This window comes from Aquabacterium sp. (assembly GCF_036279675.1).
GTDB lineage: Bacteria > Pseudomonadota > Gammaproteobacteria > Burkholderiales > Burkholderiaceae_C > Aquabacterium.
Genome location: NZ_DASUIS010000138.1, coordinates 15929 through 28682, shown reverse-complemented (window position 1 = coordinate 28682; position 12754 = coordinate 15929). Strand labels below are relative to the sequence as shown.

Here is a 12754-nt window from a genome sequence, read left to right as displayed (position 1 = left end):
CATGCCCTTGTTCAAACCCGGATCCAATCAGCCTGGCGGCCCCACCGATGGCGACAAGAAGCAGCCATGGCCCATGAGCCCCTGGGGCATGGCCTTGATCCTGCTGACCATGCTGTGGGTGCGTGACCTGTGGGTCAACAATGCCCAGGTCCAACCCATGCCCTACAGCGAATTCGTCCAGCACCTGGAGGCCGGCGAAGTGGCCTCGGTGAGGGTGGCCAGCAACGTCATCGAGGGGGAATTGAAAAAGCCCCTGCCAGACGGGCGTCAGCGCTTCATCACCACGCGCATTGAACCGGGCCTGGCCAAGGACCTGTCGAGCTACAAGGTGCGCTACGAAGGCGTGGTCGAGAACACCATCGTGCACGACGTGCTCTCGTGGGTGCTACCCGTGCTGCTGATGTTCGGGCTGTGGAACCTGCTGGCGCGCAAGTTGATGAAGGACGGCGGCTTCGGCGGCGGCCTGGGCAGCATGATGGGTGTGGGCAAGAGCCGAGCCCGCGTGTACGCCGAGACCGACGTCAGCGTGCATTTCGATGATGTGGCTGGCGTGGATGAAGCCAAGGACGAACTGCGCGAGTCGGTGGACTTTCTCAAGAATCCCAAGTCATACGGCCGACTGGGCGCGCGCATGCCCAAGGGCATCCTGCTGATCGGGCCACCGGGTACCGGCAAGACCATGCTGGCGCGTGCCATGGCCGGTGAAGCCGGCGTGCCCTTCTTCTCCATCAGCGGCTCGGAGTTCGTCGAGATGTTCGTGGGCGTGGGCGCGGCCCGTGTGCGCGACCTGTTCGAACAGGCACGCAAGGCGGCACCCGCCATCATCTTCATCGACGAACTCGACGCCCTGGGCCGCGCCCGCGGTGCCGGCCCTCTGAGCGGCGGGCACGACGAAAAGGAACAGACGCTGGACCAGTTGCTCTCCGAGATGGATGGCTTTGATGCCAGCGTGGGCGTGGTCATCCTCGCGGCTACCAACCGCCCCGAGGTGCTGGACCCTGCCCTGCTGCGCGCTGGCCGCTTCGACCGCCAGGTGCTGGTGGACCGGCCGGATCGAAAGGGCCGAACAGACATCCTGCGCGTGCACCTCAGAAAGATCACCATCGCCGCCGACGTCAACCCTGATGCCGTGGCCGCCCTGACGCCCGGCTTTGCCGGCGCCGACCTGGCCAACCTCGTCAACGAAGCGGCCCTGCTGGCCACGCGCCGCAAGGCCGAAGCCGTGGAGGCGCGAGACTTCAACGATGCCATCGAGCGCATCGTGGCCGGCATCGAAAAGCGCAACCGCGTGCTGAACCCCAAGGAACGCGAAACCGTGGCCTATCACGAGATGGGGCACGCCTTGCTGGCCATGTCCCTGCCTGGCGCCGATCCGGTCCACAAGATCTCCATCATCCCGCGGGGCATCGGCGCGCTGGGCTACACCATCCAGCGCCCCACCGAAGACCGCTTCCTGAGCACCTGCACCGAGCTCGAAAACCGCATGACCGTGCTGCTGGGCGGCCGGGCGGCCGAGCAACTCATGCTGGGCGAAATCTCCAGCGGCGCCGCCGACGATCTGGCCAAAGCCACCGACATCGCGCTGGACATGGTGACCCGACTGGGCATGTCAGCCGAGCTGGGCCAGGTTGCCTACGAGCGGCAGCGCACGCCCTTCCTGGCACAGATGCCGGCCTTCGGATCCGAGCGCAACTACAGCGAAGACACGGCCCGCCACATCGACGAGGCGGTGCGTCAACTGGTCGACAAGGCCTTCGCCAGCGCCACGGCCGGCCTGCAAGCCCGGCGCGAATTGCTGGAACAAGGCGCCCGGCTGCTCCTGGCCCACGAGACGCTCACGGAGGCCGAACTGGCCCCGCTGGCCAAACAGGCCCGCGCCCAAACCGCTTGACAAGAAACAACAGCTGTCACGAAAAAGGACAGTTGTCCTGAATCAGCAGGTATAACGCAGGCTGTCAAACCGAAGCTGGCATCACAAAGCCTGCCAGGTCGTGGGATTCCGGAGTCCATACATGAACATCGTCAAGCGCGTCCAGACGGGGACTGGGCTGCTCCTGATCAGTTTGCTGGCAGCCTGCAAGCAGGATCCGCTGCCTGCGTACTCGGGTTACGCAGAAGCCGACCTGATCTACATCGCGCCCTCGGCAGGAGGCGTGTTGCAGGATCTGCGTGTGCAGCGCGGTGACCATGTCGACATGGGCAAGCCTTTGTTCCAGGTGGATGCCAGTGCCGAGACCTACAGCCGTGACGCCGCAGTCGCCCAGCAAAGCCGTGCCAACGCCCAGCTGGCGGACCTGAGCAAAGGCCGCCGTTCAGAAGAAATCGCCGCCATTGAGGCCCAGCTTGTTCAAGCCCGAGCTGCGCGCGACATGTCCACATCTCAGCTCAAGCGTCAGCGCGAACTGATACGCCAGGGTTTCGTGTCCGCGGCCCAGATGGACGAGCTTGAAGCCACCCAGACCCGCGATGTCGCCCGCGTCAAGGAACTGGAAGCCCAACTGGCCCTGGCCCGTGATGCCGCGCGCCCTGACACCATCCAGGCCGCACGCGCCGAGGTTCAGGCCGCCAGTGCCCAGGTCTCGCAATCGACCTGGGCAAAAGGCCAGAAGGCGCGCAGTGCACCGGTGAGCGCCACCGTTTTCGACGTGCTGTACCGACCCGGTGAATGGGTGGCCCCCGGCTCCCCCGTGGTGGCCCTGCTGCCGGACAAAGGCGTGAAGGTCCGCTTCTTCGTGCCACAGGCCGATCTGGCCAGGACCAAGGTTGGGCAGACCGTGGATGTGCAGTGTGATGGCTGCAGCCATGCTCAGGCTCGGGTCACCTACATCTCGGCTCAGGCCGAGTTCACGCCGCCGGTGATCTACAGCAACGAGAGCAAGGGCAAGCTGGTCTTCATGGTCGAGGCCACGCCGACAGGTGAACAAGCCCCGCAACTCAAACCCGGCCAACCACTGACCGTGAGCCTGGCGCCATGAACGGGTCTGACCTGGCGATTGACGTCCGCGGCCTGACCAAGGAATTCGGCGGCCGCACCGTGGTCGATGGCATCGACATCCAGGTGCGACGCGGCGAGATCTGCGGCTTCCTGGGGCCCAACGGCAGTGGCAAGACCACCACCATCCGCATGCTGTGCGGCTTGCTGGAACCCTGTGCAGGCGAAGGCCACTGCCTGGGCTTTGATCTGCTCACCCAGTCGCGTCAGATCAAGCTGCGGACCGGCTACATGACGCAGAAGTTCGGCCTGTACGAAGACCTGTCGATCGAAGAAAACCTGCGCTTCATCGCCGAGGTCTATGACATGCCCAAGGGCCGTGAACTGGTCCGCGAGACACTGGAAAAGCTGGGCCTGCATGAACGCCGTCAGCAACTGGCCGGCTCGTTGTCCGGCGGCTGGAAACAGCGCCTGGCACTGGCCGCCTGCCTCCTGCACGAGCCCGAGTTGCTGCTGCTGGACGAACCCACCGCCGGCGTGGACCCCAAAGCCCGGCGCGACTTCTGGCACCAGATCCACCTGCTGGCCGCCGAGGGCCTGACAGTGCTGGTCAGCACGCATTACATGGACGAGGCCGAGCGCTGCCATCGCCTGGCCTATATCTCCTACGGCAAGCTGCTGACCTCGGGCACCACGCAAGAGGTGATCGCCGACTCGAAGCTCAAGACCTGGGAAGTGACCGGGCCAGCCCACAACCCACAGCTAGATCGCATCATCGCCCTGACGGAGAAACACAAGGACTGGATGGCCGTGCCCTTCGGTACCGAGATCCATGTCAGCAGCGTCACAGGGCGCGATTTCGGGGGCTGGCTGTCCAGCATCGAACCCCACCATCCCTGGCAGGTGCGCGCCATCCCCACCGGTCTGGAAGACGTCTTCATCCACCTGAGCCAGCATGCCCAAGACAATTTCCGATAAGGCCTTGTCGTGGCGGCGCGTGTGGTCGGTGCTGCGCAAGGAGTTCGTCCAACTTCGACGCGACCGCCTGACCCTGGCCATGCTGATCGGCATCCCGCTGATCCAGCTCATCCTGTTTGGCTACGCCATCAACGGTGATCCCAAGCACCTCCCCACTGTTGTGGCGGCGGTGGACAACAGCCCGCTGAGCCGCAGCGTCATCCGTGCCATCGAGAACACCGGCTACTTCGACATCCAGGGCGTGGTCAGCGAGGCCGAGGCCGAACGGCAGATCAGTGCGGGGCTGGTGCAATTCGCCATCGTGCTGCCTTCGGATTTCAGCCGCAAGCTGCTGCGTGGCGAGCACCCGGTCATCGCCGTCTACGGTGATGCGAGCGACCCCTCCACCTCAGGCGGCGCCATCTCGGCGCTCAACCAGTTGCCCGCGCAGGCATTGCAAACCGAGTTGCGGGGCCCACTGGCCCACCTGCGCGCCAAAGAGGCCCCTTTCGAGCTGCGCGTGCACCGCCGCTACAACCCGGAAGGCATCACGGCCTACAACGTCGTTCCCGGCCTGATGGGCATCATCCTGGTCATGACCCTGGTGATGATGACGGCCATGGCCATGACACGCGAGCGCGAGCGCGGCACGCTGGAGAACCTGCTGGCCACACCCGTCAAGCCCATCGAGGTGATGATGGGCAAGATCCTGCCTTATGTGGTGATCGGCTATGTGCAGGTGCTGATGGTCTATGTGGCATCGCGTGTGTTGTTCGACGTGCCCATGTTCGGCAGCTACCTGTTGCTCACCGCCTCGGTGCTGATCTTCATCATCGCCACGCTGGTGGTGGGTTTTCTGTTTTCGACCGTGGCACGCACGCAGTTGCAGGCCATGCAGATGGCCATCTTCTTCTTCCTGCCCAACATCATGATCTCCGGCTTCATGTTCCCGTTCAGGGGCATGCCAACCTGGGCTCAGTGGATCGGCGAGGCGCTGCCGGTCACGCACTTCCTGCGCGTGGTGCGCGGGGTGATGCTCAAAGGCTCGACCCTCGCCGAAGTGGGCCACGAGATGTGGCCCATGCTGGCCTTCACGCTGATCGTGGGCATGCTGGCCATGCTGCGCTACCGGCAGACGCTGGACTGAAGCGGCTGCAGCGGTCAAAAAACCGCGCAGCCAGCCCGCTCACTTGGCTGCAGGCGCAGCTTGCGGTGCTGTCACCTTGGGTGCCAGCATCACGCGGGTCTTGCCGCTGGTCGTCACAAGGATGACCGCATCGCCAGGATTGAAGGTTTCATTGCCCTTGGCCTGCACGATCGAACGACGCTGACCGTTGGCGGTCTGCAGCAGGATCTCGATGGCGTCTTCACGCGTACCGAAACGCTCCACGGCGTTGCCCACCACGGCGCCCACCACGGCGCCCGCCACGCCGATCATCGCCGAACTGCGGTTATTGCTGGACGCACCCACGCCGGCGGCACCACCCAGCACCGCACCGGTCACGGCACCACCACCGCTTTGACTGCCTTCGATCACCACCGGACGCACGTTGAGCACCACGGCATCTTCAACCTGGGACATGCGCTGGGCGTTCTCAGGCTTGATCACGTCAGGGCTGGTTGTCGAACAGGCCGCCAGAACCGCGAGAGACACAGCGGCCATGGACTTCAGGGTCAACTGCACGATTTGCTTCATACACACACTCGCTTCAACAGAAAACGGGTGCCCGGAAACAGCAAAGGGATGGCACCCCATCCCTTCACTGTATCGCAGTCGTGTTGGGCTTTTGTAAAGAAGCCCGTACCACGGTATCGCCGTCAGTCGTCGATCCCCAGCTCCTGGATCTTGCGCGTGATCGTGTTGCGGCCAATGCCCAGCTTCTGAGCAGCCTCGATGCGGCGACCACGGGTCAGATCCAGCGCCGTGTGAATCAGGCTGGCCTCGAACTGGCGGGTCAAGGCATCCCAGACGTCCGTCTGACCGGATTCGAGCCGCGCGCGGGCGTCGCGCTCCAGGTCCTTCAACCAGCTCGGCACCGCTGCGGCTGCAGGCACATCATGCGCGGCCTCCACGGCGCCCACCGGGGCCGGCACAAACGGGGCTGCAGGTGGCGAGGCGGGCGGCGACTGGTAGGCGGCAACGGGTGTGTCAACCGGCTGTCCTTGCCAGCCCTCCGTCGAGGGCCGCGCCGCTTCCACGGCGCCACTGTAGGAAGCCACTTCAGGCGTGGTGGCCGGCGCAGCGCCATGGCTTGCTGCCAACGAATCCGCCGAGGTGAAGGCTGTAACGCTCACCTTGTTGTCGAGCAACTCTGGCGGCAGGTCCTTGGTCTCGATCACCTGAGCTGGCGCCATCACGGTCAACCAGTGACAGATGTTCTCCAGCTGACGGACGTTGCCGGGAAAGTCAAAACCTGCCAGACGGGCCAGGGCCTGCTCGGAGATGCGCTTGGCTTCGACACCCAGATCCTTGGCGCTCTTTTGCAGGAAGAAGCGCGCCAGCGTCGGGATGTCTTCACGGCGTTCGCGCAAGGCCGGCAGGCGCAAGCGGATCACGTTGAGGCGGTGGAACAAGTCCTCGCGGAACACCCCGTGCTTGACGCGGTCTTCCAGGTTCTGGTGGGTCGCGGCGATCACGCGCACATTGCTCTTGAGCGGATGATGGCCCCCCACGCGGTAGAACTGGCCGTCGCTCAACACACGCAGCAAACGTGTCTGCAGGTCAAACGGCATGTCCCCGATTTCATCGAGGAACAAGGTGCCGCCATCGGCCTGCTCGAAACGGCCACGACGCATGGTCTGCGCGCCTGTGAAGGCGCCGCGCTCATGCCCGAACAGCTCGGACTCCAGCAGGTCCTTCGGAATGGCTGCCGTGTTGATGGCCACGAAGGGCCCGTTGCCACGTGGGCTGTGCTTGTGCAGGGCGCGCGCCACCAGTTCCTTGCCGGCGCCGGATTCACCGGTGATCAGCACGGTCACATTGCTCTGGCTGAGTCGGCCAATGGCGCGAAACACGTCCTGCATCGCAGGCGCCTGCCCCAGCATCTCGGGCATCTGCGTCACGCGCTCGTCGATCACCTCTTCGCGCACGCTCTCATCCACCGCACGGCGGATCAGTTCCACCGCCTTGGGCAGATCGAAAGGCTTGGGCAAGTATTCGAATGCGCCGCCCTGGAAGGCCGACACGGCGCTGTCCAGATCGGAATACGCCGTCATGATGATGACGGGCAAACCTGGCAGGCGAGCCTTGACCTTGGACAGCAGGTCGATGCCGGAGCCACCCGGCATGCGGATATCTGACACCAGCACCTGAGGCTCGTCCTCATCGAGTGCTGCCAGAACATCACGGGGGTTGGTGAACACGCGAACGGGCAGGTTTTCGCGGGTCAGTGCCTTTTCAAGCACAAAGCGGATGGATTGGTCGTCGTCAACGATCCAGATGGGTTTCATGCTGGCCTAGTGTGGATGGCATCCCGAACCGGATACGTTGCGATCGCCGGCGTCACGGTAGTGGTATCAGTATTTTGAATACCGTGCGTCCTGGCTCGCTTTCGCATTCGATGGTGCCTTGATGCTGTTGAACGAAGGTTTGCGCCAAAGTCAGGCCCAGACCGGAACCACCCTCACGCCCCGACACCAGCGGGTAAAAAATGCGATCGCGGATGGCTTCCGGTATGCCCGGGCCGTTGTCCTCAATATGCAAGACCAATGCCAACCGATGCAAATGACGGTTGATGGTGACCCTTCGCATCACCCGGGTGCGCAAAGTCAACATGGCATCGCCGGCCGCAATGCGGTCGGACAAGGCCTGGGCCGCGTTGTGCGCGATGTTGAGCACCGCCTGGATCAGCTGCTCTCGGTCCCCCCTGAACTCAGGCAAGGAGGTGTCGTAATCACGCCAGACCTTCAAGCCTTTGGGGAACTCCGCCAGGATCAGGGAGCGCACCCGCTCGCACACCTCGTGCACGTTCACATCCCCCACCAGATGCGGCCGCCGATGCGGTGCCAGCAGGCGGTCCACCAGCGCTTGCAGGCGATCAGCCTCGTGGATGATGACCTGGGTGTACTCCGTGAGCGATTTGTTCTCCAGCTCCATCTGGAGCAACTGCGCCGCGCCACGGATCCCGCCCAGCGGGTTCTTGATCTCGTGCGCCAGATTGCGGATCAGCTCCTTGTTGGCCTGCGCCTGATCGAGCGCACGCTCCTCCCGCTCCTGCTTGGTCTGCTGCTCGATCTCGACCAGCTCGATCAGCACATGGGCGGTGAGGTCCATCTTGGTGACGATGACCTGAACCGGCAGTGGATCACCAGCCAATACATGCAGATGCCGCTTGAGCTCTGCCTGCAGACGGCTGGTCGCAAACTCGTTGTGCGCCACCGCCGTGACGATTTCCTTGAGCAGGGCCGGATCGACGAACCAGTCGTAGATGGACTCGCGCATCACGCTGCGACGCGACAGCCCCAGCACCTCTTCGAACACCGCGTTGGCAAACAGGCAACGACCATCAGGTTCGATCACGGCCACCATCGTCGCCAGATGATCAAACGCTTCCAGTTGCGGAGACAACTCCTGTGCACCCCGCCTCACTTGCTTGGCGGACGCCGCTGTCTTGTTGCCCATGACTGCCTTCTTCTACTTGCTTGTGTGCCCGAACCGCTTACTTGCTCGCCGGTGCGTTGCCCAGATTGCCCAACTCGCGTCGAAGGGCCGCCACATCGGCTTCCTTGCGGGTGATCGCGGCCTTCATCTCGTTGACGCGATCCTGGTACTTCTGGAAGTTTCGCTCGTCACCCTTGCGTTCAGGCTGGCCGTTGTTGAACTCTTTTTGTAGCCCGGCCAGGGCTTCTTCTTCCTTGCGCAGCTCGGCTTCCAGAATCTTTCGACGATCGGCGTCACGGGCTTTCTGGTCATCGGGCGACACCTTTTCGCCGGCGCCAGCACCACCGCCAGACGACTTGCCTGACCCACCGCCCTTTGGCGCCACAGACTGGATCACCGTGATGGGCGCGCCATCCAGGGTCTTGCAACCCTTGTCATGCGCTTCCTTGGCCGTGAGCGCATCCGTGTAAAGATTGCCAGGACAGCGGTACACCGGCTTGTCTTCGGCACAGGCGGGCGATTGGCTCAAAGCGGCCAACAGGGCCAAGGACATCAGCCTCGACAAGCTGCCAGTCGATCTGGACGTGCCTCGACCCGACTGATCCACAGGAAGGTGATAAGCCATATCCGTCTTGATGATTCATTGATCTGGCAAGCAGTATGCCCTCAAGCCAGGGGCGCCGGTCAACAGCACAAGCGTGCGTTTACATGACACAACGCCCCACAAAGTGCATCGCGCAATGAAAAAGGGCGACTCACGTCGCCCTTTTCTGTCAGCCTTTGCACTTGGCCTTTGCAGGCCACACTGGCGTCCCGAAGGATTACAGCGCGTAGTACATGTCGAATTCGACAGGGTGCGTCGCCATGCGGAAACGCGTGACTTCCTGCATCTTCAGCTCGATATAAGCGTCGATGTAGGCATCGGTGAACACGCCACCCTTGGTCAGGAAGGCACGGTCCTTGTCCAGGTATTCCAGAGCCTGATCCAGGCTGTGGCAGACGGTCGGGATCAGTGCGTCTTCTTCCGGAGGCAGGTGGTACAGGTCCTTCGTGGCGGCTTCGCCCGGATGGATCTTGTTTTCCACGCCGTCCAGACCAGCCATCATCAGAGCCGAGAAGGCCAGGTATGGGTTGGCGGAAGGATCGGGGAAACGTGCTTCGATACGACGGCCCTTGGGGTTCGCAACGTAAGGAATACGGATCGAGGCCGAGCGGTTCTTGGCCGAGTAAGCCAGCTTCACAGGGGCTTCGAAGCCAGGGACCAGACGCTTGTAGCTGTTGGTGCCGGGGTTCGTGATGGCGTTCAGGGCACGAGCGTGCTTGATGATGCCACCGATGTAGTACAGAGCGAATTCGCTCAGGCCAGCATAGCCTTCGCCTGCGAACAGGTTCTTGCCGTCTTTCCAGATGGACTGGTGAACGTGCATGCCGGAACCGTTGTCACCAACGATGGGCTTGGGCATGAAGGTGGCGGTCTTGCCGTAAGCATGTGCCACGTTCGTGATCACGTACTTTTGCAGTTGCAGCCAGTCAGCGCGTTCGGTCAGGGTGCTGAACTTCGTGCCGATTTCCATCTGGCCGGCGTTCGCCACTTCGTGGTGGTGCACTTCGACAGGGATGCCCAGCGATTCGAGGATCAGGCTCATTTCAGAGCGCATGTCCTGGAAGGAGTCGACGGGAGGCACGGGGAAGTAGCCGCCCTTGACGGTGGGACGGTAGCCGCTGTTGCCGTGTTCGAATTCCTTCGAGGTGGACCAGGCGCCTTCTTCAGATTCGATCTTGAAGAAGCTGCCCGACATTTCGTTGCCCCAGCGAACGCTGTCGAACACGAAGAATTCGGGTTCCGGACCGAAGTAGGCGGTGTCGCCCAGGCCGGAGGACTTCAGGTAGGCTTCAGCGCGCTTGGCCAGCGAGCGAGGATCGCGCTCGTATGCCTTGCCATCGGTAGGGTCGATGACGTCGCAAGTCAGGATCAGGGTGGGCTCTTCGAAGAAGGGGTCGATGTTGGCCGTGTTAGGGTCAGGCATCAACTGCATGTCGGAGGCTTCAATGCCCTTCCAGCCGGCGATGGACGAGCCGTCGAAGGCATGGCCCGAGACGAACTTGTCTTCGTCAAAATGAGACACAGGCACGGTCACGTGCTGTTCTTTGCCACGGGTGTCAGTGAAGCGGAAGTCAACGAACTTGACTTCGTTGTCCTTCACCAGCTTCATCACGTCGGCGACGGTCTTGTTGGCCATCAGGTGCTCCTAGCAAGAGGCTTAATGTGAATGCAAGAAGAGAAAATATGTCTGTTTCCAGATCAGAAACAGCGCGCAAGTGTAATAGCAGAAAGCGTGCCTCAAGGGCGTGACAGATCAAGGTTTTGATTTTCCTGCACGGGAAATCCCCCGCAAGATCGCACCGAAGCGGATCACCAGGTCCGATTCGCCATGCACTCGAAGGTGACACGATTCAAATCGTGAAATCTCCAGAACCTCTCGGCTGAACCGTACGCGCCACAAACTGCACCACAAACGTGCATTTATGATATCAAGCCTGATTACGCACCAATATTGGGCCCATTTTCGCACCAAGCTTGAGCAGACCTTGCTGCAGGTACGCGAACGCCTCCTCGATGTCCGGCGCCCCACCTTTCACGCCCAGTTCGATGTGGCGTCCATGCACCGGATGGTCCACGCTGGGCAGGCTGAACACCTTCACAGGCGCAAAGCGTGCCTCGACTTCCACCATCAACGGCGTGAGCACGGACTCGATCGCACCGTAGACCACCACCGCTTTCTCCGCCAGTTGCCCCTGACCGTGCAGGTCCGCGTGCAACTCGTCGAGCACCCAGGCCATCATCGGCCAGGCCATGACGGGGAAGCCCGGCAGGAAGTGCACACGGCCCTCCAACGTGAAACCCGGGATCTGGTTGTAGGGGTTGGGGATGATGTCCGCGCCAACCGGGAAGAAGCCCATCTGCAGACGTCGCTGCGTGTCAGCGGAATCAGGCTCGAAGGGCTTGCCCTCCTGCTCGGCCAGCACCTTGCAGCGCTGCAGGATCAAGTCACGGGCTTGCGGGTGCAGCACCAGTTCGCGCCCTGTGGCCTTGCCGGCGCATGCACGCGTGTGGTCATCGGGCGTGGCACCGATGCCGCCGAACGAAAACACCACGTCGCCGCTGCTCAATGCGTGCTGCAGGTCCGCCGTGATGCGGTCGGGCTCATCGCCCACGTATCGCACCCATGAGACGGCCATGCCGCGCTCTGAGAGCAGCTCGATGGCCTTGCTGAGATGCTTGTCCTGACGACGTCCGCTGAGGATTTCGTCGCCGATGATGATGAGTCCGATCATGTGGATGTCCCGTTGTGGATCTCGATCGTGTCGACCGCTGAACCCGATGCTGCCGAGGATGCCTGACGCTGAGCCTGCAAGGCACTCAGCAGAAAGTGCGCAAACCACAGGCTGGAGAAAGCGAACACCAGCGTGTAAAGCCACACCGAAAGCAGCACCATCAGCGGTGCCAGGATCACCGTGAGTGCCCCCATGGCCCACAGCGCAGCCGGTGCGGCGCCAATGTAGCCACACAGGATGCCCATGCCCAGCAGGCTGGCGTGGTGGCGCTTGAGCAGGACCTCCCGCTCGGTCGGTGAAGCCACATCCACCAAGGTGTCGAACGCCATGACGCGGTAGGTCAGCCAGCCCCAGATGACGGGTGGCACCAGCACCGCGAAGATCGGCACCAGCCACATCGGCAGGCTCACCACCAACAGCGCCAGCGCCGTGATGGAGGCACCGGCAGACCACAGCAGCGAACGCCACCACGGCGTGGCCTCACGGTCGATCAAGCTTGGAAAGCGCCGCTGCCGCACGAGCTTGACCAGCGATGGCGTCATCAGGCCGGCCACCAGCAACAGGCACAGCACGATCACCAATGGCACGATCATGAGCACCAGCAGAAATGGCGCTGCCGCCGTTCGCAGGAAGCTCAGGCCGGCACGGTCCAGCCAGGCCAGCACGTCATGGCTGATGCCCCAGGCATCCAGCGCCTGGCGCACCGCCGCCACACCCGGCTCCCAGCCGAACCAGCCCAGCAGGCCCAGACTCAAGGCGGCCAGGAACAGGGGCAGAAGCGACAGGTAGATGACGCGGGGGTGCAGGCAGTAGGCCAGCGCCCTCCAGGCGGAATCGACCATCAACGCCGTGGACGAGATCGACGCCCCCAGGGGCATCGCAACGGTGGAACGGGGTGCTTGCATGGCAGGCAGCATACCCAAGCTCGG

Annotated in this window: 11 protein-coding genes; 4 read left to right on the top strand and 7 right to left on the bottom strand. The window is 62.8% G+C overall.

Translation table 11 applies throughout. The annotated features are described in order from the left end of the window. Position 1 precedes the first annotated feature (1 nt). The 4 genes from ftsH to VFW93_RS15775 all read left to right on the top strand — a co-directional run bounded on the left by ftsH (position 2) and on the right by VFW93_RS15775 (position 5036). Positions 2-1891, top strand: coding sequence for an ATP-dependent zinc metalloprotease FtsH (gene ftsH, locus VFW93_RS15790; protein WP_329694922.1), 1890 nt, complete (start codon positions 2-4; stop codon positions 1889-1891). Between the two features lie 121 nt (positions 1892-2012). Further along, positions 2013-2975: an HlyD family secretion protein gene (locus VFW93_RS15785; protein WP_329694921.1), complete on the top strand. Its 963-nt coding sequence runs from the start codon at positions 2013-2015 to the stop codon at positions 2973-2975. Continuing rightward, complete coding sequence (locus tag VFW93_RS15780) at positions 2972-3910, top strand: ABC transporter ATP-binding protein (protein ID WP_329694920.1); 939 nt, start codon at positions 2972-2974, stop codon at positions 3908-3910. Before VFW93_RS15785 ends, VFW93_RS15780 begins: the two co-directional genes overlap by 4 nt. Next, positions 3888-5036 (top strand): ABC transporter permease, encoded by a 1149-nt coding sequence (locus VFW93_RS15775; protein WP_329694919.1) that lies wholly within the window; start codon positions 3888-3890, stop codon positions 5034-5036. The genes VFW93_RS15780 and VFW93_RS15775 overlap by 23 nt, the downstream gene beginning before the upstream one ends. A 39-nt stretch (positions 5037-5075) precedes the next feature. Here the strand turns inward: VFW93_RS15775 and VFW93_RS15770 are convergent, their stop codons facing one another. From VFW93_RS15770 to VFW93_RS15740, 7 genes are all read right to left on the bottom strand, one after another. After that, positions 5076-5585 carry a hypothetical protein gene (locus VFW93_RS15770; RefSeq protein ID WP_329694918.1) on the bottom strand — a complete coding sequence of 170 codons (510 nt, stop codon included), beginning with the start codon at positions 5583-5585 and terminating at the stop codon, positions 5076-5078. A gap of 122 nt (positions 5586-5707) precedes the next feature. After that, positions 5708-7339, bottom strand: a complete 1632-nt coding sequence (gene ntrC, locus VFW93_RS15765; protein WP_329694917.1) for a nitrogen regulation protein NR(I) — start codon at positions 7337-7339, stop codon at positions 5708-5710. 52 nt (positions 7340-7391) lie between these two features. After that, the gene (glnL, locus tag VFW93_RS15760) at positions 7392-8510 is read right to left on the bottom strand and encodes a nitrogen regulation protein NR(II) (protein WP_329694916.1); all 1119 of its coding nucleotides are present in this window, start codon (positions 8508-8510) and stop codon (positions 7392-7394) included. A gap of 37 nt (positions 8511-8547) precedes the next feature. Beyond that, positions 8548-9042 carry a hypothetical protein gene (locus VFW93_RS15755; RefSeq protein WP_329694915.1) on the bottom strand — a complete coding sequence of 165 codons (495 nt, stop codon included), beginning with the start codon at positions 9040-9042 and terminating at the stop codon, positions 8548-8550. 268 nt (positions 9043-9310) lie between these two features. After that, positions 9311-10729 (bottom strand): type I glutamate--ammonia ligase, encoded by a 1419-nt coding sequence (glnA, locus tag VFW93_RS15750; RefSeq protein WP_329694914.1) that lies wholly within the window; start codon positions 10727-10729, stop codon positions 9311-9313. A 292-nt stretch (positions 10730-11021) separates the two neighbouring features. Further along, positions 11022-11825, bottom strand: a complete 804-nt coding sequence (locus VFW93_RS15745) for a competence/damage-inducible protein A (protein WP_329694913.1) — start codon at positions 11823-11825, stop codon at positions 11022-11024. Further along, positions 11822-12730: an EI24 domain-containing protein gene (locus tag VFW93_RS15740; RefSeq protein ID WP_329694912.1), complete on the bottom strand. Its 909-nt coding sequence runs from the start codon at positions 12728-12730 to the stop codon at positions 11822-11824. Before VFW93_RS15740 ends, VFW93_RS15745 begins: the two co-directional genes overlap by 4 nt. Positions 12731-12754 lie beyond the last annotated feature (24 nt).